20 protein-coding genes are annotated in these 20,233 nt (G+C 62.6%); 9 read left to right on the plus strand and 11 right to left on the minus strand.

Annotation, left to right across the window (positions count from 1 at the left end; genetic code table 11):
* Window positions 1-20: 20 nt before the first annotated feature.
* The 3 genes from F6X24_RS15575 to F6X24_RS15585 are packed head-to-tail and all read left to right on the plus strand — an operon-like array spanning window position 21 to window position 2,476.
* Window positions 21-1,043, plus strand: coding sequence for a sensor histidine kinase (locus tag F6X24_RS15575; protein ID WP_151088893.1), 1,023 nt, complete (start codon window positions 21-23; stop codon window positions 1,041-1,043).
* Complete coding sequence (locus tag F6X24_RS15580) at window positions 1,036-1,854, plus strand: LytR/AlgR family response regulator transcription factor (protein ID WP_229725154.1); 819 nt, start codon at window positions 1,036-1,038, stop codon at window positions 1,852-1,854. The genes F6X24_RS15575 and F6X24_RS15580 overlap by 8 nt, the downstream gene beginning before the upstream one ends.
* A 37-nt stretch (window positions 1,855-1,891) precedes the next feature.
* Entirely contained in the window at window positions 1,892-2,476 is a 585-nt protein-coding gene (locus F6X24_RS15585) for a Uma2 family endonuclease (protein WP_151088894.1), read from the plus strand.
* 53 nt (window positions 2,477-2,529) lie between these two features.
* On the opposite strand, the gene F6X24_RS15590 is transcribed toward F6X24_RS15585, so the two are convergent.
* From F6X24_RS15590 to F6X24_RS15605, 4 genes are all read right to left on the minus strand, one after another.
* The gene (locus F6X24_RS15590; RefSeq protein ID WP_151088895.1) at window positions 2,530-3,324 is read right to left on the minus strand and encodes a LytR/AlgR family response regulator transcription factor; all 795 of its coding nucleotides are present in this window, start codon (window positions 3,322-3,324) and stop codon (window positions 2,530-2,532) included.
* Between the two features lie 8 nt (window positions 3,325-3,332).
* A complete protein-coding gene (locus F6X24_RS15595; RefSeq protein ID WP_151088896.1) occupies window positions 3,333-4,424 on the minus strand; it encodes a sensor histidine kinase in 1,092 nt (363 codons plus the stop codon).
* A 77-nt stretch (window positions 4,425-4,501) separates the two neighbouring features.
* Complete coding sequence (locus F6X24_RS15600; RefSeq protein ID WP_151088897.1) at window positions 4,502-5,209, minus strand: hypothetical protein; 708 nt, start codon at window positions 5,207-5,209, stop codon at window positions 4,502-4,504.
* Between the two features lie 162 nt (window positions 5,210-5,371).
* Complete coding sequence (locus F6X24_RS15605; protein WP_151088898.1) at window positions 5,372-7,606, minus strand: TonB-dependent receptor; 2,235 nt, start codon at window positions 7,604-7,606, stop codon at window positions 5,372-5,374.
* A gap of 215 nt (window positions 7,607-7,821) precedes the next feature.
* On the opposite strand from F6X24_RS15605, the gene F6X24_RS15610 reads away from it, so the two are divergent.
* Window positions 7,822-9,087: a PAS domain-containing protein gene (locus F6X24_RS15610; RefSeq protein WP_151088899.1), complete on the plus strand. Its 1,266-nt coding sequence runs from the start codon at window positions 7,822-7,824 to the stop codon at window positions 9,085-9,087.
* A 204-nt stretch (window positions 9,088-9,291) separates the two neighbouring features.
* Window positions 9,292-9,645 (plus strand): hypothetical protein, encoded by a 354-nt coding sequence (locus tag F6X24_RS15615; protein ID WP_151088900.1) that lies wholly within the window; start codon window positions 9,292-9,294, stop codon window positions 9,643-9,645.
* Window positions 9,646-9,675: 30 nt separating this feature from the next.
* Here F6X24_RS15615 and F6X24_RS15620 read toward each other — a convergent pair whose 3' ends face one another.
* Window positions 9,676-9,918, minus strand: coding sequence for a hypothetical protein (locus F6X24_RS15620; protein WP_151088901.1), 243 nt, complete (start codon window positions 9,916-9,918; stop codon window positions 9,676-9,678).
* Window positions 9,919-9,992: 74 nt separating this feature from the next.
* Here F6X24_RS15620 and F6X24_RS15625 point away from each other — a divergent pair, with 74 nt between their 5' ends.
* The gene (locus F6X24_RS15625; protein ID WP_151088902.1) at window positions 9,993-11,342 is read left to right on the plus strand and encodes a YfcC family protein; all 1,350 of its coding nucleotides are present in this window, start codon (window positions 9,993-9,995) and stop codon (window positions 11,340-11,342) included.
* 41 nt (window positions 11,343-11,383) lie between these two features.
* Complete coding sequence (locus F6X24_RS15630; protein WP_151088903.1) at window positions 11,384-11,908, plus strand: YfiT family bacillithiol transferase; 525 nt, start codon at window positions 11,384-11,386, stop codon at window positions 11,906-11,908.
* A gap of 39 nt (window positions 11,909-11,947) precedes the next feature.
* Here the strand turns inward: F6X24_RS15630 and F6X24_RS15635 are convergent, their stop codons facing one another.
* Entirely contained in the window at window positions 11,948-12,805 is an 858-nt protein-coding gene (locus F6X24_RS15635; RefSeq protein ID WP_151088904.1) for a tetratricopeptide repeat protein, read from the minus strand.
* Window positions 12,806-13,007: 202 nt separating this feature from the next.
* Between F6X24_RS15635 and lpdA the strand changes: the two genes are divergently transcribed.
* Complete coding sequence (gene lpdA / locus F6X24_RS15640) at window positions 13,008-14,402, plus strand: dihydrolipoyl dehydrogenase (protein WP_151088905.1); 1,395 nt, start codon at window positions 13,008-13,010, stop codon at window positions 14,400-14,402.
* A gap of 186 nt (window positions 14,403-14,588) precedes the next feature.
* Here lpdA and F6X24_RS15645 read toward each other — a convergent pair whose 3' ends face one another.
* From F6X24_RS15645 to F6X24_RS15660, 4 genes are all read right to left on the minus strand, one after another.
* Window positions 14,589-15,767, minus strand: coding sequence for a sensor histidine kinase (locus F6X24_RS15645; protein WP_151088906.1), 1,179 nt, complete (start codon window positions 15,765-15,767; stop codon window positions 14,589-14,591).
* Window positions 15,764-16,585 carry an alpha/beta fold hydrolase gene (locus F6X24_RS15650; protein WP_151088907.1) on the minus strand — a complete coding sequence of 274 codons (822 nt, stop codon included), beginning with the start codon at window positions 16,583-16,585 and terminating at the stop codon, window positions 15,764-15,766. The genes F6X24_RS15645 and F6X24_RS15650 overlap by 4 nt, the downstream gene beginning before the upstream one ends.
* Before the next feature lie 572 nt (window positions 16,586-17,157).
* Window positions 17,158-17,802, minus strand: coding sequence for a YceI family protein (locus F6X24_RS15655; RefSeq protein ID WP_151088908.1), 645 nt, complete (start codon window positions 17,800-17,802; stop codon window positions 17,158-17,160).
* Window positions 17,803-17,886: 84 nt separating this feature from the next.
* Window positions 17,887-18,333, minus strand: a complete 447-nt coding sequence (locus tag F6X24_RS15660) for a MarR family winged helix-turn-helix transcriptional regulator (RefSeq protein ID WP_151088909.1) — start codon at window positions 18,331-18,333, stop codon at window positions 17,887-17,889.
* 149 nt (window positions 18,334-18,482) lie between these two features.
* On the opposite strand from F6X24_RS15660, the gene F6X24_RS15665 reads away from it, so the two are divergent.
* Window positions 18,483-19,052 carry a DUF6799 domain-containing protein gene (locus F6X24_RS15665; protein ID WP_151088910.1) on the plus strand — a complete coding sequence of 190 codons (570 nt, stop codon included), beginning with the start codon at window positions 18,483-18,485 and terminating at the stop codon, window positions 19,050-19,052.
* Window positions 19,053-19,170: 118 nt separating this feature from the next.
* On the opposite strand, the gene F6X24_RS15670 is transcribed toward F6X24_RS15665, so the two are convergent.
* The gene (locus F6X24_RS15670) at window positions 19,171-20,178 is read right to left on the minus strand and encodes an enolase C-terminal domain-like protein (RefSeq protein WP_151088911.1); all 1,008 of its coding nucleotides are present in this window, start codon (window positions 20,176-20,178) and stop codon (window positions 19,171-19,173) included.
* Window positions 20,179-20,233 lie beyond the last annotated feature (55 nt).

Genomic DNA, 20,233 nt, shown 5'->3' on the forward strand with positions numbered 1-20,233 from the left:
TTACCCCGACCTTCGCGGCGATGAACAACCGGCAGTTTTTGCGCGTAGGTATCTTACTAGTGGCGGCGCTGGAGCTGGTGCCGCGCGGTATATTCGAGGTGCCGCTGGGCCGGTACTGGCTGGTGGCCTATGGTATCTCGCTCACGTTCACGCTGGCGCTGTGGCTTGGTAACGTGGCGCTGTGGCGCCGGCTGCTGCGGCGCTGGCCCCAGGCGCGCGACACAGCCCACCGCCTGTGGTGGCTGGCGGCCGGGTCGGTGGGCTACACGCTACTCGTGACGCTGGCCCTCGGCGCGGGCCTGGGGGCGCTGCAGGGCTACCACCTACAGTTGCCCCAGGCCCTGCGCGAAACGGGCCTCAACTTGGTTTCGACTCTTATCGTGCTGCTCGTGTACGAAAGCCGGCACTTGTTTGAGCAATGGAAAGCCAACCTGCACCGGGCCGAGCAGCTAACCCAGGCCCGCACCCAGGCCCAGCTCGATGCGCTGGCCCGGCAGGTCGACCCGCACTTTCTCTTTAACTCGCTCAATACCCTGGCCGCCCTCATCGAGCCGGATAATGAGTCGGCCCAGCGCTACGTGGAGGGCCTGGCCGACGTGTACCGCTACGTGCTGCTGAGCCGCGAGCGCCCCACCGTGCCGCTGGCCGAGGAGCTGGCGTTCGTGCAGACCTACGTGGCGCTGCAAAAAGTGCGGTTTCGGGACAACGTGCGGGTAAGATACGAGATTGCCGACGCTGCGCTGGCGGGCCACGTGGCCCCGCTCAGCGTGCAGGTGCTGGTCGAGAACGCGCTTAAGCACAACGAAGCCTCGCAGGCCCGGCCGCTGCACCTGCGCCTCGTGGCCGACGCGGCCAGCCTGCGCGTCGAGAACGACTGGCAGCCCCGCGCTGCCGGCCTGGCGCCCGGCACCGGCACGGGCCTGGCCAACGTGCGCCAGCGCTACGCGCTGCTGGGCGTAGCGCAGCCGGTGCGCGTGGAGCAGACGGCGGACCAGTTTGCCGTAACCTTGCCGCTGCTTTCCGCCCGCCTGCCCCATGCCTGAGCTGCGCATCCTGATTCTCGAAGACGAGTACCCGGCCGCCGAGCGCCTCCAGCGGCTACTGAGCCAGGCCGCGCCCACGGCCCAGGTGCTGGCCGTGCTCGATACCGTGGCCGGGGCGCTGACCTGGCTCGACACGCATCCCGCGCCCGACCTCATCCTCAGTGATATCCAGCTGGCCGACGGCCTCAGTCTCGACGTCTTTGCCCAGACCGTGGTACGCAGCCCGGTCATCTTCACCACGGCCTACGACCAGTACGCGCTGCAAGCCTTCCGAACCAACAGCATCGACTATATACTAAAACCATTAAAGCTGCCCGAGCTGCAAGCGGCTCTTGCCAAGCTACAAGCCATGCGGTATGAGCGGCCCGCCGTGCCGGCCGCCGCTCCAAGCTCAACTTCTAACTCAGAATTCATCACTCATAACTTTTCCATTGAGCGCCTGCTCGATGCGCTGCCCCGGCCCCAGCAGCCTTACAAGGCGCGCTTTCTGGTGCGCCAGGGCGAAAGCCTGCTGCCGCTGCCCACCGCCGAGGCGGCCTGGTTCTGGAGCCGCCACGAAACCGTGACGCTGGCCACCCACGATGGCCGCCGCTTCGTGGTCGACTACACCCTGGAGCAGTTGGAGCGGTTGCTCGACCCGGCCCAGTTTTTCCGGCTCAACCGCCAGCTCATTGCCCAGCTGCCGGCCGTGCGCCGGCTGGTGCCGCACTTCGGCGGCAAGCTGCTGGTGGAGCTGCACCCCGCGCCGGCCGACGAGATACTGGTGAGCAAGGAGCGCGCCGGCGCCGTAAAAAGCTGGCTCGAAGGCTGAGTTTTCCCGTATCTTGTTGCCTTAACTGCCCGCCGCTATGGACGTCATCAAGTTGAAAACCCCGGTGCTGGACCGCCTCACCGATGAGGAGTTTTTCGAGTTCTGTCAGGACCACCGCGACCTGCGCATCGAGCGCGATTCCGCCCATCAAATCACCATTATGCCCCCCGCCAGCTCCGAAACCGGCGCTACCAACAGCGAGTTATCGCGCCAGCTTGCTAATTGGAATGTTGAACATAGGCTGGGCCTCACCTTCGACTCATCGGCCGGTTGCACGCTTTCGACCGGGGCCATGCTCTCGCCCGATGCCAGCTGGATTGCCCGGGCGCGCTGGGATGCGCTGAGTGCCGCCGACCGGCGCGGCTTCGCCCGCATCTGCCCCGATTTTGTAGTCGAGCTGCTTTCCCCCTCCGACCGCCTCACCGATACCATGCGCAAGCTGGAGCAGTGGCTCGAAGCGGGCGCCCGGCTGGGCTGGCTGCTGGTACCGGCCAGCGAATCGGCCTACATTTTTGAGCCCGGCCAGCCCGTACGCCCGGTCGTCGGCTTCGATCAGCTGCTGAGCGCCGAGCCCGTCCTGCCCGGCTTCGCCCTGGAGCTGCGCCGCCTGCGACAACAGTAAATCAGTGAATAGTGAGCAGTGAACAATTCACTGCTCACTATTCACTGATTTCCCTACCTGTCCAGCCAGCTTTTAAATACGCTTACCTTTTCGCGGCTCACCAAAATGGGGCCTTCGCTCTCGGGTGGAGCCGGCTTGAGCACGGTTTGCAGCCGCGAGCTGGCGTAGTGAATAATGTCGTGAATAGCAGCCTGCCGAGCCAGGTAGGCGCGGTTGAGGCGAAAAAACTGGGTTGGGTCGAGCAGGCTTTCGAGCTGCTCCATCGTGTAGTCGACCACGTACTTGCGGCCGTCGGTGCTTTGCAGAAGCGTCGTTTTTTCGAGGCTGAAAAAGTACGCCACCTGCTCGACGGGCACCACCTTGAGGTGCTCGCCCACCCGCACCACGAACTGCGTTTTGTAGCTGGGCGCGGGCTGGCGCAGCTGCTGCACCAGCTCGGCCAGGGTGGCGGCGTCGAGCGCGGGCGCCGGCACTGCGCCGGGCGCCGGGGCCAGCCGGGCGCGCAACTTGGCGATGGCGCCGCGCAGCTCCTCTTCATCAATGGGCTTGAGCAGGTAATCGACGCTGTTGACCTTGAAGGCCCGCAGCGCATACTGGTCGTAGGCGGTGGTGAAGATGACCGGGCAGGTGATTTTCACTTGCTCAAACAGTTCAAAGCTGAGGCCGTCGGCCAGGTGAATATCCAGGAACAGCACGTCGGGCGCGGGGCCGGCTTGCAGCAGCGCCACGGCCTGCGCCACCGACTCGGCCGGGCCGAGTAGCTCGAACGCCTCAGGCAGCTTTTGCAGCAGATTGCTTAGCCGCCGGGCCGCCAGTGGCTCATCTTCAACGAGTAAGGCTTGGAGCATACGTAAAATTAAAGCGTAAGTAATGGCAACGCAACCACGAACTCCCCGCCTACCGGCCCGGCCACTACCGGGCGCGGCGTGAGGAAGGCGTAGCGGGCGCGCAGGTTGGCCAGGCCGCGGCCCGAGGCTTCATCGGCCGCCAGGCGGCGGGGACGCAGGGTATTGCGCACGGTGAGCGTGGCCGCGGCGGCGTCCACGGCTACGTGCAGGCGCAGCGGGTCGGCCTGGTAGGCGGTGTTGTGCTTGAGGGCGTTTTCGAGCAGCAGCTGCAGGGCCAGCGGTGGCAGGTAAAAGCCGGCAGCGGCCTGCTGGCCGCTAAACTCCACTTGCAGGGCGGCGGCGAGCCGGGTTTTTTGCAGAAAAATATAGGATTCGGCGAATATTAACTCCTCACCGAGCGGCACCAGCTCCTGGCTCTGGCTGTCGAGCACGTAGCGGTACACGCTGCTGAGCTGCCGGATGAAGCGCACCGCGCGGGTCGGGTCTTCCTCGACCAGGCTGGTGAGGGCGTTGAGCGAGTTGAAGAGAAAGTGCGGGTCGACCTGCCGGCGCAGCGAGTCGAGGCGGGCCACGGCGGTTTCCTTTTCGAGGCGCTCGGCCCGCACGGCGGCGGCCTGCCAGTTTCGCAAAAAAATGCTGGAATGAAAGCCCAGCGAAATCACGCTGGTGATAACCAGCGGAAACCAGAAATTCCAGAACCAGCTGATGCGAAACAGCAGCGCGTGATGCGACAGCTGCCAGATAGCTACCGTGAGGCCATCGACGGCCCCAATAATTGTTGCCGATACAAGCGGCGTAAGCAAGAGCGAGAGCCAGAGGCGCTTGGTGGGCTCTTTGGTCCAGCTTACGCGCAGGCTCAGCCAATCGGCCAGCAGGCTGTTGCCCACGCCCAGCCCGGCCGCGAATAAGTAGGCATACCCAAAGTTCAAGGCCAGCGCCAGCGGGTTGCGCCAGTCGGGGCCGCTGGTTATAAAAGCTACGCTGACCGCCACGGGCACCATGTACAGCAGTATGCGGCGCAGCTCCGCCGCCTGCCAGAGCCCGCCGGGCTTAGCCGTAGCGCAGGCCGCCGATTCGGGTACGGGGACAGAGAGGTTCATTTATATCCAAAAAGCAAGGGCGAAATCTACAAAACAACCACGCGAAGCCCCGTGGCCTCGCGTGGTTTTCAGATTAGCTAATGAGTTGCTGGTAGCGCAGTAGCGGCTGTTTCGTACTGCCTGAGCCGGCCAAGCACCTGGCTTTGGCCCCAGCTGGGCACCAGGGCACTAGCCGGCTGAAAGGCCGCAAAGCGCGCTTTCGCCGCTTCGTAGAGCGGCCGGGCAGCCTCCGGGCCACCGCCAAACATAGCCGGCGTGTAATATACGTTGTTAGCCGCCACGAGGTAAGGGCGCGGGTTGGCGGGGTTTAGCTTTTCGGCCTGGGCCACGGTTTCGGCCACCATTGCCGAGTATTTCCGGGCCCGCTGCTGGGGCGCAATGCCCAGCCGGGCCTGATACACATAGGCTTGCAGCGTCAGCAGCTCCGACTCGTCGCCGCCCAGCTTGCGGGCCTGGGCCAAAGCCGCCTCGGCCTGGTCAAGGGTCTTGTCTTTGGCATCCGCGTCTTCCTTACTTTGAAAAACGTTGATAAGCAGCGCGTAAGCCTGGTAATAGCGCGGCAGCCAGTCGGCCGGGGCCGCCGCTGCGGCGCGCTCCAGCTTATTGGCCAGGCCTTTGAGCGTGGCCGCATCGCCGGTGTTCATTACCTCGGTAATGGTTGCGCCGAGCAGGTCGGCGTAGCCGGCGGGGGCCGCAGCCTGAGCCACTGGGGCAGCGGGAGTAGTCTGGGCAGCGGCGCAGTAGCTGGCGGCGGCAAAGGCGAGGGTAAGCAGCGACTTTTTCATGGCGATGACGGGGTGAAGAAAGCGAGAAAAGGCAGGTGAGGTGATTGATGGCTCAAAGGTGGCCGGCCGCGCCGCGCGCCCAAAACCGGGGTTGCCGAAGCGGCAAAAACCCGGACTGAAGCGCGGCAAAACGCGACTGGGCGGCAACGGCTGGGCGGGCCATTAGTCGGGCGCAACCGACGTATCGCCGGGAGCCTTTTTATTAATCGAGATAAACACGGCGGCCACCAGCATTTGCGGAGCCAGCAGGCGGGTAGGCACGCCGGGGTAGTGGCCGGCGGCATCGGGCGCAGCGGCGTAGCGGCAGCCGAATATATTGTCGCGGTTCAGCACATTGCTGACGCCCAGGTACACGATGGTATACTGCCCGGCCAGGTGCGTGAGGTAGCTCAGGCTGAGGTCGAGGGTCTGGAAGCTGGGCGTGCGGCCCTGGTTGTAGCCGGGCAGGTTGGGGTTGTAGTAGGCGCGGGGGCTGCCGTAGCTGTAGGTAGCGCCCACTTGCGTGTGCAGCTGGGCCAGCCAGTACTTGCCCACCAGGCTAAGGTTGTGGGTGGCGGCGAAGGTGGGCACGGCCGGGGCCAGGTCGGCCCGAAACTGGCGGCGGGTAGCGAGCAGGCCGTAGCTCACCCAAAAGTCTACCTTCTTGAAGGTCTGGTAGCGGTCGCGGTAAAAGAGGTCGAGCCCGCGGGCGTAGCCGCCGCCCGTGTTGGCATAAGCCGCCGCATTCAACGGAGTAGCGCCATCGAAGCGCACCAGCTTTTGGTAATCCTTATAATACAGCTCGGCGCGCAGGGTGCGGTCGCGGGCCATATATTGATAACTTACTATGTAATGAGCCGCCTGCTCGAAGCGCAGGTCGGGGCGCACGCGCAGCAGGTCGTTGGTGGGGCTTTGGTAAAACAGCCCGCCGGCGGCCGAGAGCTGGCTGTCCGCCCCGAGCTGCCAGGCCAGGGCCAGGCGCGGGGCCAGGTTGGCCCGGCCGAGCAGGGCCGAATACTCGCCGCGCAGCCCCACCCGCGCCGTGATGCGCGGGGCCAGGCTCAGGTCGCTTTCCCCAAACAAAGCGGTGCGTTTTTCCAGAAAGCCCGGCGTATAGCTGGCCGAGTCGGGCGCGGCCTGGTAGGTAAGGCCGTAGCGCTGCAAAGTGGTTTCGGCCCCAAGCTTAAAGTTGAACCAGGTGCTGGCCGAGTCGTTGGTGAGCACCAGGCGGCCGGTGGCGGTCTGCTCCAGCTCGTCGATGCGCTGGGGCTCGGGCCGCGTAGTGTTGCGCTCGCGGCCCAGCGCCAGGCCGGTGTTCAGGCTCCAGCCCCGGCGCAGGGCAGTGCGGTAAGTGGTATTGAGGGCAAAATTGTCGTTGCGCAGGCCGGTAAGGCGGCCATTGGCCGCGTAAGCGGCTTCGGGGTCGGGCTGGCGCACGGCTACCTGCTGGCTGCTGAACGTAGCGTAAGCTTTCAACATGCCGGTTTCGCCGATACGATGAGCCAGGCGCAGTGAGCCGCCGAGGCGCTCGGGGGCCCGCTCCCAGCGGTTATCGGAACTGGTGAGGCCGTAGTAGGGCGCCAGGTTCGTGTAATCGACCGTGGCCGAGGCGGAGGTGCGGTCCCAGCGCCGGGTGCGCGAAAGGCTGCCGCCCACGCTCAGCAGCGAGATACCGGTCTGGGTTTCGGGGTCGAGGTCGATGGAGCTCAGCCCCACCACTGCGCTCAGCGCCTGCCCGTACTCGGCCGAGTAGCCGCCGGTACTGAACATGGTGCCTTTAAACAGTGCCGGCGAAAACCGGCCCCGCGCCGGTGCGCCGCTCACGGCCCCGCCGTAGGGGCTTTGCACGGGCAGGCCATCCAGGTAGGTGCGGGTTTCGGAGGCCGCGCCGCCGCGCACGAATAGTTTGCCTTCCTCGCCCACCCGCGTGGTGCCGGGCAGGGTATTAAGCGCCGTGGCAATGTCGGCCATCGCCCCGGCCGTGGTCAGAATGTCGAGCGGCTTGAGGGCAGCCGAGCGCTTTTCATCGCTGGCCTCGAAGGCCCCGGCCGTAATAACGACCGCGCCCAGCGAGGCCCGGCTTTCGCGCAGGCGGCGGGCGGGCAGCACCAGCGGACCGCCGCCGGCGGGCAGAGCCAGGGGCGTTTCCTGTAGCTCGTAGCCAATGAGCGTAATAACCAGCGGCAAGGTGCCGGTGGCGTTGGTAGCAAAGCTAAACCGGCCCAGCGAGTCGGTGGTAGCGCCATCAAAGGTGGTTTTGAGAAAGACATTGGCTCCCGGCAGCGGGCGGCCCGCCGCGTCGAGCACCAGGCCGCTGAGGCGGGTAGCGGCCGAAAAAGTAGTAGGGGCAGGCGCTTGGGCCAGCGCAGCCAGCGGCATGTTCAGGGTAAGCAGGGCGGCAAGGAGCGGGGTTTTCATGGGGCTGGCAAGGGAGGCGATTGACTGGCCCAAAGGTGCCCGTCCCGGCCGGCGGCTTTCAAGTAAAAGTGCCCGAAACAGCAAAAGCTAAGGCTGAACCGTTGGCAGAGGTGGTTGGCCGAAAACGCACAACACCCGCCCACTCCTGCCGTTTAGGGCCCGTGTGCTTAACTTTCGGCACGCTTACTTCTTCGGCTCGCTTACTTTTCTGCCCCATGCCCGCCCCTGTTCTGCCCGTCGATTATCAACAGCTTTTTCGGGCGCTGCCCGGTCTCTATCTCCTGCTTGCCCCCGATGGCACGGTACTGGACAATTCAGACCAGCACGTTGCCTCTGCCCTGGCCCCGCGTTCCCAAACGCTGGGCCGCAATATTTTCGACGCTTACCCATCCGACCCCCGTAGCCAGGAGGAGTTATTTCAAAGCCAGGAGAAAGTTCGCCAAACGCGGCAGGCTGATACGATGCCGCTCATACGCTACGACCTTGATGGGCCGAACGGGCGCGAAGAGCGCTACTGGCAGCTAACCCACCATCCTATTCTGGATGACCAGGGAAACCTGCTCTATATTCTGCAAACTCCCCAGGACGTGACCCAGCAGCATATCGCTGCCCAGGCCACCGCCGAGGCTCAGCAGCAGCTGGTCGATGAGCAGGAGCGTACCCGCTTTGTGCTGGCCAACCTGCCGGTGCTTATCTGGACGGCTACGCCCGATGGACAACGCGACTTTTTTAACCCCCGCTGGTTGAATTTTACGGGCAAGGAGCTGGCCGAACAGCAAGGCTACCAGTGGCTGAACGACCTTCACCCCGACGACCAGGAGCGGGTGCGTACCCAGTGGCAGCAGGCTGTGGAAAATGGCACCCCTTACCAGGTAGAATACCGCCTGCGCCGCCACGATGGCCAGTACCGCTGGATACTGTCACGGGCCCAGGCCCGCCGCGACGCCAACGGCCAGATTAGCATGTGGGTGGGTGGGGCTACCGACATTCATGACCAGAAAATGCTGGTGCAGGAGATTCTGGAAGCCAACGAGCAGCAGGCGCTACTCTCAGAGCAGGCGTACCAGAACTACCAGCGGGCGGAAAGCCAGCGAGCTATCTACCACGGGCTCTTTATGCAGGCCCCAGCGCTCATCTGCATCCTGCGCGGCCCCGAGCATCAGTTCGAGTTCGTAAACACCGCTTATCAGTCGCTCTTTCCCGACCGGCAGCTGGTTGGGCGCCCCCTCCAGGAGGCCCTACCGGAAGTGAGCCGTCAAGGTATTATCGAGCTGCTCGATGGCGTATACCAAACCGGCGAAACCTATATCGGCAACGAGGTGCCGCTGCAGCTGCAGCTCCACGAAGGCAGCCCTGAGATGCGCCAGGGGTACTTCAATTTTACCTATCAGCAATTCAAGGAATACGGGCAGGTTGCCGGCATTATGGTTTTTGCCTTCGAAGTGACCGAGCTGGTAGCCGCCCGTAAAGCACGGGAATAGCTGCAACCTTTGCCGTCAGAAACTGTTATCTGACTTGTTAAGCACCAATAGAGAACAGACTTTATTCAGTTTGGCCGTTAATTTGCTGGTCAGCCGGCTGCCTCTACGGAGGCAAATGTGCCTTTTACTTGTTTTTGGCTTTCTCGCTGGTCGGTAGGTATGACCAGCCGACTGGCCCCGCCACTACCTTTTCCACACCCTTTTATGGAGCTTACCGCCCTCGACTTTCAGCAAGCCCGCGTCAAGCAGGTGCTGTTTAAGTCGCGCCTGCGCTCGGTGCTGTACGGGGTACGGGAAGCAGAGCCCGGCCTATTTTCGATGAAAGAAAACCCACTGGGTCAGTGGCTTACTACTGTGCTGAAGCCTCAGTACGGCCATCGGCCCGAAGTGGCCACTATTGAGCGGCTGCTGCGCCAGACGCTCGACACCGGCCAGGGCCTGGTGCGCCAATACCAGCGCGGCGAGCTGGAGCAGGCCCGCACCGGCCTGGAGCAGATTGAGCGCCTGGCCACGGAGATAGAGCAGCATCTTACCTCCGTAGAGCACCACAAAAATTAGCCGCTACCCATCAGCCCCGGCTGAAGCAGGCTAGTAGCTGCCGATGGAAATCAACGCCAGGTAGTCGTGCAGGCCGCCCGCGTGCTCAAACACGTGGATAAATAAAATAGCGTCCTCCCCCCGGCTGCGCCACACCTCGGCATAAAAGCTGCCGACTGCAAACAGGTGCAGGTCGAAGCTGTCTTCGGTGCGCTGGGCCAGTGGGTGGCCGTGACGGGTCAGGTAATCAGCCTGCTGGCGCTGATGCAGGTTTTTAAAAGTGGCAAACGTCATAGGAGTATCCCGAAGATACAACGGGCGAGCCCCGATAGTGCCGTGCTTAGCGCCGGCTCCGCAACTTTGCGGCTATGAAATCGTTTCGCTTTCCGCACCCGCTGGTGCTGCTTACCCTGTTTATAATGCTGGCCGCCGCCCTGAGCTACGTGCTGCCCGCTGGCCAGTTCGACCGCCGTCCCAATGCCGCTACCGGCCGTGAAGTAGTCGTTCCGGGCTCTTACCAGCGGCTGCCGGCCACGCCCGTGGGGCCGTTGGGGGTGGCGCTGGCCGTCCCCAAAGGCTTGCTGGAAGCCGGCGCAGTAGTCTTCCTGATTTTTCTAGCCGGCGGGGCCTTCACGGTAGTAGACCAGACCGGCGCGCTGCGCTACGGTGTCGATTGGCTGCTGCGGCACGCCCAGGGGCGCGAGGTGCTGCTTATTCCGCTTGTTTGCCTGCTGTTTGCCACCATGGGCGCCCTGGAGAACATGGGCGAAGAGATTATTGCCCTCGTGCCGGTGCTGCTGGTCCTGATGCGCCGGCTCGGCTACCCGGTGCTCACGGCCGTAGCGGCCAGCCTGGGGGCCGCCGTGGTGGGGGCCGCCTTCAGCCCCATTAATCCCTTCCAGGTTGGCATCGCCCAGAAGCTGGCCCAGCTGCCGCTGTTGTCGGCCGCCGGCTACCGGCTGGCATTTCTGGCCCTGGCCCTGCTCATCTGGATAATGGGCACCGTGCGCTACGCCACCCGCTACCGCACCGCCCCCAACACCACCGCCCACGACGAGCCAGCCGCTACTGCCGGGGCCGGGCGGCACGGGCTGGTACTGCTGCTGCTGCTTATCGCCTTCAGCCTCTTTGCCTACGGTGTCGTGAGCCTGGGCTGGGATTTTGACCAGATGTCGGCCTTGTTTTTTGTGCTGGGCGTGGGAGCCGGGCTCTTGGGCGGCCTGGGCTTTACGGGCACTGCGGAAGGCTTTGTAACGGGCTTCCGCGACATTGCCTTCTCGGCTATTCTGATTGGGTTTGCGCGGGCTATCTTTGTGGTGCTGGAGCAGGGGCACATCGTCGATACCATTGTGCAGGGCCTGGCAACGCCGCTGGCTCACCTGCCGGTAGCCCTGGCCGCCCTGGGCATGATGGGCGTGCAAACGGCCCTGCACCTGCCCGTACCCAGCGTAAGCGGCCAGGCCGTGCTCACGATGCCGCTGCTGGTACCCCTCTCCGACCTCATTGGCCTGCCCCGGCAGGTAACGGTGCTGGCTTACCAATATGGCGCAGGCATGACCGACCTCCTCACGCCTACCAACGGAGCGCTCATGGCAATGCTGGCAGCCTGCGGCGTACGCTACGACCAGTGGCTGCGCTTTGCCGGGCCACTCTATATCTTGCTGCTGGCGCTGGGAGCCGCCAGTGTACTGCTAGGCATCTGGCTGAACATTGCTTAAATAGTAGTTTTTTACTATATTTTATTTTTCTCTTCGCTTGTATGTCCGAACTCGACCCGCTACGCTACCCCATCGGCCGGCCCCGGCTGCCAGCCGCGCCGCTTACCCCGGCTGAGCGCACGCACTACCTTCAGCAGCTGGCCGAATTACCGGCCCAGCTTACGGCGGCGGCCCACCACGCGGGGGGCGAGCGCCTGCAGCTGCCCTACCGCCCCGGCGGCTGGACCGGCCGGCAGGTTATCCACCACGTTGCCGACTCGCACCTGAACGCCTACTGCCGGTTCCGACTGGCGCTTACGGAAGAAAACCCTACTATTCGCCCCTATGATGAGCAGGCCTGGGCCGAGCTGCCCGACGTAGCCGCCACGCCCATCACCGTATCGCTGGCCCTGCTCGAAAACCTGCACAGCCGCTGGGTAACCCTGTTGCACCACCTCGATGAGGCGCAGTGGCAACGCACCTTCTACCACCCCGGCAATCAAAAGACGGCTACCCTCGACCAGACCCTGGCGCTGTACGCCTGGCACGGCCGGCACCACCTGGCCCACCTTTCTTTACTTGGGTAATGGGTAATGGGTAATTAGTTACCCATTACCCATTACCTATTACTTCCTCACCATGCTGCTGCCTTTGCCGTAGCGGCGCAGGCTTTTTTCGGCTTCTGGGTTTAGCTTGGCAGCTTTCTCCAGGTCTTTGCGGGCTTCCGCCATGCGGTCGTAGCTAGCGTAGCTGATGCCGCGGTATTCAATGGCATCGGCATAAAGCGAGTCGAGGGCAATAGCGCGGGTAAAGTCCGACACGGCCGCCTTGTATTGATACATCTGCATTTTGGCTACTCCACGGCCAAAGAAAGCTTCTTTGTCGTCGGGCCGTAGCTTCACGGCCCCGCTAAAATCGTTGGCCGCCGCCTTGTACTCCTTCAGCATCAGCTCGTTTACGGCCTTGTTGTAGTACAGGTCAGGGTTGCCGCGCATGGTGCGCAGGGCCGCTGCATAGTCGGGCTTGGCCTCCTTGTAGTTTTTGAGGTTGGAATAGGCTTTGGCGCGCTCCAGCAGGGCACGGCTATCCTTGGGCTTGGTTTTGAGCACGAGGTTGGCCCGCGCCAGCTGGTAGCGGTAGTCGGCCACACTCAGCTTACGCTCGGCAGCGCGCTCGGCCGAGGCCGCAGCGGCCGACAGCGCATTGGGGTCGGCGGTAGCCATAGCTGCTTCGGGCGAAGGCGCATCAAGGGTTTCAACCGGCACTGCCGGGGTCGTAGCTGCCGTGGCGGCCGGGTCGGGCATAGGCAGCTTGGTAGGGTCGGTAGCGGGCGGGGTTGTGGCGGCGGCCGTAGTGGGCGCGCTGCGCGTCACCACGGCCGAGCCCGAGTTAGGGCGGTCGGCCTCGGTAGAGGTTGCGCAGCTGGTAGCCAGGGTAAGTAAGGCCAGCGTAGCGGGCAGGTAAGCAGTAGAAAACGACTTCATTAGACAGAAAATTGGATAAGCTGACCGGTCGGAGCGCCGAAGCTGAGTGACTTCTACGAAAAAGTTTTACAATAGTAATGCCCAGGGATAAGCCGGACCGCAAAAACTTTACCGAACCGCCAGGCCGGCGGCGGGGTTATCTTTGCCGGCCCCGGCCCGGCCGGTCAGCTGTTTCCTATTTCATTCCGCACAACATAACCTTATGGCATTGCAATTTGACCTGGTAGTAATTGGCTCGGGGCCCGGTGGGTACGTGGCCGCCATCCGCGCCGCGCAGCTTGGGCTGAAGGTAGGCGTGGTCGAGCGCGAGTCGCTGGGCGGCATCTGCCTCAACTGGGGCTGCATCCCGACTAAGGCGCTGCTTAAAACCGCCCAGGTGTACGAATACCTCCAGCACGCCCAGGACTACGGCCTGACGGTGAAGGAGGCCGGCTTCGATTTCGAGGCCATTATCAAGCGCAGCCGGGGCGTGGCCGACGGCATGAGCAAGGGCATCAACTTTCTGTTTAAGAAAAACAAAATCGAAACCGTCATGGGCACCGGCAAGCTGCTGGCCCCTGGCAAGGTGGAAGTAACCCGCGCCGATGGCACCAAGGAAACCGTGCAGGCCAAGAGCATTATTCTGGCTACCGGTGCCCGCGCCCGCCAGCTGCCCAACCTGCCGATTGACGATAAAAAGATAATCGGCTACCGCAAGGCCATGACCCCCGACAGCCTGCCCAAAAGCATGGTGGTAGTGGGCTCGGGCGCCATCGGCGTCGAGTTTGCCTACTTCTACCGCTCGCTCGGCACCGAAGTTACCATTGTCGAGTACCTGCCGCGCATCGTGCCGGTAGAGGACGAGGAAGTGTCGCGGCAGATGGAGAAATCCTACAAAAAGCTGGGCATCAACATCCTGACCAACGCCGAAGTAACCAAGGTAGATACCAGCGGCGCGGGCTGCCAGGTGTTTATCAAAACGGCCAAGGGCGAGCAGCAGATTGCCTGCGACGTGGTGCTGAGCGCCGTGGGCGTGCAAACCAACCTCGAAAACCTGGGCCTCGAAGAACTGGGCATCAAAACCGAGCGCGGCCGTATTCTGGTCGATAACTTCTACCAGACCAACGTACCCGGTATATTCGCCATTGGCGATATTGTGCCCGGCCCCGCGCTGGCGCACGTTGCCTCAGCCGAAGGCATTATCTGCGTGGAGAAAATCACGGGCCACAACCCCGAGCCCCTCAACTACCAGAACATTCCCGGCTGCACCTACGCCCAGCCCGAGATTGCCAGTGTGGGCCTCACCGAGGCCGAAGCCAAGGCCAAGGGCTACGACATCCGGGTGGGAAAATTCCCGTTCTCGGCCTCGGGCAAAGCGGCCGCCGCCGGCGTCAAGGATGGCTTCGTGAAAGTGATTTTCGACAAGAAATACGGCGAGTGGCTGGGCGCCCACATGATTGGCGCCAACGTAACCGAGATGATTGCCGAGGTAGTGGTAGCGCGCAAGCTCGAAACCACCGGCCACGAAATTATCAAGGCAGTGCACCCCCACCCCACCATGAGTGAGGCCATTATGGAGGCTACGGCCGCCGCCTACGATGAGGTGATTCACCTGTAGCTGGCCAGGGCATTCGCCCGCGGCAGCATAAACCCCCGGCAGCAGCTCTGCCGGGGGTTTTATGTTGCGCCAAAACCACCCTTTTTAAGGCGCTCCGGGTAAGCGCTCTCGGCAGCCACTACCACCAGCTGTCCCGCTTTTTGCTTCCTCCGGAAGCGATAGCAGCGCCGACTACCGAGCCCGCCCCTACTGGGGCCACACCAGCCGAAAAGTAGTACCCTGGCCCACCTCACTGGTTACCTCCACGCGGCCGCCGGCCTGGGTCATCAGGCGATTGACGAGGTACAGGCCGGTGCCAGTGCCCTCCACCTCGGGATGGAAGCGGCTGAAGAGCTGAAAGAGCTTGCCCCCGTACCGAGCCAGGTCGAGGCCCCGCCCATTGTCCTGCACTGTGAGCACTACCGTACCGGCCACGAGCTCCGAGTGGGCCCGCACCCGCGCCGGGCGGCCGGGTTCGGCGTATTTAAGCGAATTGCTGAACAGATTATAAAGCACACTGTACAGCGCCGGCCGGGTAGTATGCACCGTGGGCGCGGCCTCAAAGTCGAGCGTGAACACTGCCTGCCGGGCCAGTACCTGCGGCTGGAGGCTGCCCAGAATTTCTTCGGCCAACGGGTAAAGGGCCTGGTTTGCGATGGGCACCAACTCCTGGCGCTGCTGCTGCACTATTTCGGCCAGCCCGTCGATAGTGCGCATTGCCTGCTGCAAGGCGGCCTCAAACATGTGGACCATGCCCTCCGTCTCGGGGTCGGTAAAGACCGCCGCGTATTTGAGCTCGGCGAAGAGCCCGGCCATGTTGTTAATCGGCTGGCGGAGGTCGTGGCTGGCCATGTACACGAAGTTGTCAAGGTCGGCGGTGCTGCGGCTGAGCTGCTCGTTCTGGGTCAGGAGCAGGGCGTTGGCCTGGGCCAGCTGAATGCTGTGCTCCTGGGCCAGGGCATGGCTGCGGCGCAGCTCCTGCTCGTAGCGGTGGCGCTCGGTGATGTCGAAAAACGTGAGGCGTACTACCAGGGGCTGACCGTCGGTGTCGCGCAACAGGCGGGCATGGAGGAGCACGGGCCGGGTGCTACTGTCTTTATGGCGCAATTGGTAGCTGAGCTCGCGCACCTCGTCCTGGAGCAGGAGCAACGGCAGGGCGTGCATCTCGTAGTGCAGCCGGCCGCCCACGGTCAGCAACTGCTGCACGGTAGCACGGGCTACCAACTCGTCGCGGGTGTAGCCCAGCCACTGGAGCAGCGTGCCGTTGAGGCGCACCAGGGTGCCATCGGGCAGGCTGGTGCAGTAGCCACAGGGAGCCTGCTCGTAGTGGTCGATGAGGTCCTCCTCGGTCAGGCGCAGGTCGTTAGGGGGCAGGCGCTGGCTCACGCGGGCTGGGCCACCGGTAGCGGCAGTGCATCGAGAAAGGGAGCCAGGGCGGCAATCGTCTCGCGGGGCGCGCTCAGATGAACACAGTGACCCGTGGTGGGCACCACTACCAGCTGGCTACCGAGCAGTTGCTGATGCACGTAGGCACCCACAGCGCGGGGCGCAATGGCGTCTTCGGCGCTTTGCACTACCAGCGTGGGTGTGCGCAGGCGGGGCAGGTCGGCCCGGTTGTCTCCCAGAAAAATAACCCGGGCAAAGTGCCGGGCAATGGCCGGGTCGGTGCGGCAGAAGCTGGCCGCTAACTCTTCGCGCAGGGCGGGCTGCTCGGGCGCCCCCATCACTACCGGCGCAAAGCTGCCAGCCCAGCCCAGGTAATTGCTAGCCATCACTTCCAGCAATTCTTCGATGTCTGCCCGCTCAAAGCCGCCGGCGTAGCCGGGCTCATTAAGGTAGTGTGGCGACGGCCCCACCATCACGAGCCCGGCAAACCGCTCGGGCTCCCGAATGGCCGCCAGCATACCGATGACCGCGCTTACCGAGTGTCCTATCAAGGCCACGGTGGGCAAGTCAAGGGCGCGCAACACAGCCAGCAGGTCATCGGCGTGGGCGTCGAGCGTACTGTAGCGCGCGGGGTCATAGGCCGTCAGGTCCGACTGGCCGGCTCCCACCAGGTCGAGCAATACTACCCGGTAGCGATTCTCAAAAGCCGGGGCTACCAGCCGCCACATGCTTTGGTCGCAGCCAAAGCCGTGCAGAAAGACCAGCGTGCGCTCGCCCGTGCCCGATACCTTCACATTATTGCGGCGCAGAACATCCATATACACTACCGGGTGAAAACCAATCTTGTTGCCAGCGTAACTGCTCTGGTAGCCGCGACTGAGGAGGGCAAACTCAAAGATACTCTACTTGGTCAGTTATTACTCGTGAAACAGAGGGGCCTTGCTCAGGAATCATATACTTTTTTAGTACTGCACCCACTTTTTCTCGTCGGCACCCTGGCAAGCGAAAGGCAGGCGCTGTACGAAATGCAGGAGCTTTACGGCGGCAGCGTGCGCCCTACCCAGGGCAGCAATGCTTCTGCCATACAGGCGGCCAGAACTTCAGCAGGCCTTGCCGGCCGTTACCAGTCTGCGCACCCTCAGCTTCACTATCCAGGGCAGCGACTGCCTGGCGGTCCCCGGGTAGGTACGCCGCGATAGCCTTCCCGCCATTATTCAGCGCATTGCTGCCCCGCTGCTGCCTTTCACCACCGGCCACCTGCCTGGCTTCAGCTTCATCAGCTCGCCTTTTCTCTACGGGCTCAATCTGCTTAAGCAGTAAAAGCCCAGGCATGCAAAAGGCCGCTTCCCGGCTTGGGAAGCGGCCTTTTTCTTACGCGGATACGCGGCAACTACTGCTTGGCTACTACGTTGAAAGTCAGGTCGAACGTATCGTAGATGGCTTTGTCGCCAATGCTGTCGAAGAAAGTTTTCGAGCCGTACTTCAGGCCAAACTTGGTGCGGTCGATAGTCGCCTTACCGGTTACGGCGGCAATGTCATTCTTCACGCCGGCCTTGGCCGGGAAGCTCACCTTCTGCGTCGTGCCCTTAATGGTCATGTCGCCGGTGATGGTGACGTTGTCGGCATCAGCCGCCGCGCCCTTGATAGGCGTAACGCTGGTGATTTTAAAGGTCGAGGTCGGGAATTTCTCCGCATTGAAGAAATCATCGCTGCTCATGTGGCCCACAAACTTGGCGTGGTTGGCGGCATCCGTAATATCGGTCGCCTTGATGGTCTTCATATCGACCACGGCTGAGCCACCTACAATCTGGTTGCCCCGCACCTGCAAGTCGCCGCTGGTAAACTGAATGGTACCGGTATGGCCGTGCGTGACCGCCTTGCCTTCCCAGCCCAGGGTGCTGAGCTGCGGCTGCAGCTTGTAGGTAGCCACGGCGCTGGCAGCCGCTACCTTGGTTTTCACAGCTTTCTGCGCGAAAGCGCTCGGAGCAGCGAGCAAAACAGCGCCGAGTAGGGCGGGCATCAAAATCTTTTTCATGTACAAAAGCAAAAAAAGGTGATTAAAATAAAATGAGAATGCGTGCCGTACGTGCAGGCAACGGCTGAGCACCGCAGCCAATTTTTAGGCCCGGATTTTATCGAGCAGGTTATTTAATTGTATTAATTCGCCTTCCGTGAGGCCACTGTCTTCGAAGGTGGTAAGGCCGCTGTCGTCAATCTGCCGCAGCAGGCGCAGGCCCGCCTCCGTAATGCAGATATCCACGGCCCGGCGATTGGCAGGGCAAACGGTGCGGGTTACGAGCTTCTTTTCTTCGAGCTTATCGACGATACGCGAGGCATTACTGGTTTTGTCGAGCATGCGCTCGATAAGCAGTGCCACGGTGGCCGGTTTGGGATATTGCCCGCGCAAGATGCGCAGCACGTTAAATTGCGGCAGCGTAACCCCATACGGCCGAAATGCCGCCGCTTGCCGCAGCGACAGCCAGCCGGCAGTAAACAGGATATTTAAATAAGCTTTCTGGCCTTCATTCTGGAAGGTTGGCTGCTTGATTTCGTCTTCGAGGCGCACGGTTAAGCGGAATTACGGATGCAAATTTAGTGTACATACATTAAATGTAGTGACACCGTTCAGGATTTTTCACTAATTTTTTTTTCACACGTAAAAGGGCAGGCCTTCCTGGCTGGTCTTTTCCCCTTTTTGTCGCGCTCTCTCACCCCATGCGTAGTACTCCGTTTTTCGCCGCTGCCCTGCTGGGGGCTGCCTTATCGCTCACTTCCTACACGAGCCAGGCCCAATCGGGCGGCACGCCCATCCGGCCCAATCGCAACGCGCAATTTGTGTTTCGCGATGGCGAAGTAGTTCAGCGCCTGGGCACCCAGATTACGCCGCTGGAGCAGAATATCCGGCTGCCCAACGGCACAAAAATCAACGTAAAGAGTGGTATTGTGGAGTTTCCGGGCGGTAAAATCACCAGCCTGCACGAAAACGACTATATCAATGCGGAAGGCGGCATTGTATTTGGCTCGCCGGCCAGCGCCGCCGCTGCCCGTGGCGACAACTCGGTGGCGGCTGATGCCAAATTCGACAAATATGTGCAGGTGGGCACCGCTCCTACTACCATTTTGGGCGATGCCCCCAACGAGCGCGAACAGCTGCTGATGCACAAGATTGAGCTGCTCAACCGCAAGGTGGCGCTGCTCCAGCAAACCCACCCCAACGCGCCGAATACAGATGTTGTAGATAAACAGCTGCAGGAAATTGACACGCAGCTAAAAACGGTAAAGTAAGCTTCAGATGTAGCTGCTTGCGGCTGCTTATCCTACTATCCGGGCGGGCTTAATATAGTTTTTATACTATATTAAGCCCGCCCGGATGTTTCTCCTCAATCTTTAAAGCCATCCCGGGTTACGCGACTGGCACGAGCTCCCCATTTTGTTCCTGCACCAACCCGAATGGCTCGTCGCGCACGACCAGAATGCCGTCGAGGTCGTGGACATCGGCCAGGGCGCTGATTTGCAGCGCCGACCAGATGCCGAGTGAGGTTTCGACCATGCAGCCCAGCATGGGCAGCAGGCCGTGGGCGCGGGTCTGGCGCAGCAGCTCAATACCGCGCTGGTAGCCGCCGGCCTTCATCAGCTTCACGTTGACGCCGTGAAACTGCCGGGCAATCTCGGCAAAATCGGCCTCGTCGGTTACCGACTCATCGGCCAGCAGCGGCACTGCCACGCGGGGGCGCAGGTAGCGGTAGTCGGCGGCCAGCGCGGCCGGGAGCGGCTGCTCCAGTAAGCGCAGGCGCAGGCCGGGCACGGCGGCAGCATTTTCCAGAAAGCGCAGCAGGCTGTCGGCATCGGCCCAGGCTTCGTTGCCATCTACCAGCAGCGGCCGGCCGGGCAAGGCTGCCGCCACGGTCCGCAGCAGGTCGAGCGCCCCCTCCTGGTTTACTTTCACTTTCAGCAGGCCGAAGCGGGCGGCCTGCTGCGCAGCAATAAAAGCGGCCACCTCGCCCGGCTCCATAATCGGCAGGGTAAAAGCAGTGGCTACGCGTGGGCCGGGCGGCGGCACACCCAGCCACTGCCACACCGGCTGCCCGGCGCGGGCGGCCAGGCAGTGCGTAAGGGCCGATTCCAGGGCAAAGCGCAGGGCGTGCGCCACTGGTCGGGCCGCCAGCAGGGCCGTGAGGTCGGCCAGCGTATCGACCTGGGCCAGCCCGTGGGCCAGCAGGTCGTCGAACTGCGCCTGGAGCAGCGCGGGGGTTTCGTCGTAGCGCACGTTGGGCGCGGCTTCGCCCCGGCCGCTGGTGCCGGCCTGGGTGGCTTGCAGCACCAGGTTGGTTTTACTGGCCGAGGCATTCCGCGATATTTTCCAGAGAAAGCGCAGGGGCAGCTCGTAGGCAGTCAGGGTCCAGGTAGTCATGGGGCGGCGACAAAATGGGCGGTACAAAGGTGGGAAGCGCAGGGGTATCGGGCGG

Source organism: Hymenobacter baengnokdamensis (genome assembly GCF_008728635.1).
GTDB lineage: Bacteria > Bacteroidota > Bacteroidia > Cytophagales > Hymenobacteraceae > Hymenobacter > Hymenobacter baengnokdamensis.

What these genes read in the sequence shown, in the direction of transcription:
- F6X24_RS15620 (WP_151088901.1), bottom strand. Translation starts at nt 9,918, where the DNA reads ATGACGTTTGCCACTTTTAAAAACCTGCATCAGCGCCAGCAGGCTGAT.
- F6X24_RS15655 (WP_151088908.1), bottom strand. Translation starts at nt 17,802, where the DNA reads ATGAAAAAGATTTTGATGCCCGCCCTACTCGGCGCTGTTTTGCTCGCT.
- F6X24_RS15610 (WP_151088899.1), top strand. Translation starts at nt 7,822, where the DNA reads ATGCCCGCCCCTGTTCTGCCCGTCGATTATCAACAGCTTTTTCGGGCG.
- F6X24_RS15615 (WP_151088900.1), top strand. Translation starts at nt 9,292, where the DNA reads ATGGAGCTTACCGCCCTCGACTTTCAGCAAGCCCGCGTCAAGCAGGTG.
- F6X24_RS15595 (WP_151088896.1), bottom strand. Translation starts at nt 4,424, where the DNA reads ATGAACCTCTCTGTCCCCGTACCCGAATCGGCGGCCTGCGCTACGGCT.
- F6X24_RS15630 (WP_151088903.1), top strand. Translation starts at nt 11,384, where the DNA reads ATGTCCGAACTCGACCCGCTACGCTACCCCATCGGCCGGCCCCGGCTG.
- F6X24_RS15635 (WP_151088904.1), bottom strand. Translation starts at nt 12,805, where the DNA reads ATGAAGTCGTTTTCTACTGCTTACCTGCCCGCTACGCTGGCCTTACTT.
- F6X24_RS15600 (WP_151088897.1), bottom strand. Translation starts at nt 5,209, where the DNA reads ATGAAAAAGTCGCTGCTTACCCTCGCCTTTGCCGCCGCCAGCTACTGC.
- F6X24_RS15590 (WP_151088895.1), bottom strand. Translation starts at nt 3,324, where the DNA reads ATGCTCCAAGCCTTACTCGTTGAAGATGAGCCACTGGCGGCCCGGCGG.
- F6X24_RS15580 (WP_229725154.1), top strand. Translation starts at nt 1,036, where the DNA reads ATGCCTGAGCTGCGCATCCTGATTCTCGAAGACGAGTACCCGGCCGCC.
- F6X24_RS15575 (WP_151088893.1), top strand. Translation starts at nt 21, where the DNA reads ATGAACAACCGGCAGTTTTTGCGCGTAGGTATCTTACTAGTGGCGGCG.
- F6X24_RS15585 (WP_151088894.1), top strand. Translation starts at nt 1,892, where the DNA reads ATGGACGTCATCAAGTTGAAAACCCCGGTGCTGGACCGCCTCACCGAT.
- F6X24_RS15665 (WP_151088910.1), top strand. Translation starts at nt 18,483, where the DNA reads ATGCGTAGTACTCCGTTTTTCGCCGCTGCCCTGCTGGGGGCTGCCTTA.
- lpdA (WP_151088905.1), top strand. Translation starts at nt 13,008, where the DNA reads ATGGCATTGCAATTTGACCTGGTAGTAATTGGCTCGGGGCCCGGTGGG.
- F6X24_RS15650 (WP_151088907.1), bottom strand. Translation starts at nt 16,585, where the DNA reads ATGGATGTTCTGCGCCGCAATAATGTGAAGGTATCGGGCACGGGCGAG.
- F6X24_RS15670 (WP_151088911.1), bottom strand. Translation starts at nt 20,178, where the DNA reads ATGACTACCTGGACCCTGACTGCCTACGAGCTGCCCCTGCGCTTTCTC.
- F6X24_RS15605 (WP_151088898.1), bottom strand. Translation starts at nt 7,606, where the DNA reads ATGAAAACCCCGCTCCTTGCCGCCCTGCTTACCCTGAACATGCCGCTG.
- F6X24_RS15625 (WP_151088902.1), top strand. Translation starts at nt 9,993, where the DNA reads ATGAAATCGTTTCGCTTTCCGCACCCGCTGGTGCTGCTTACCCTGTTT.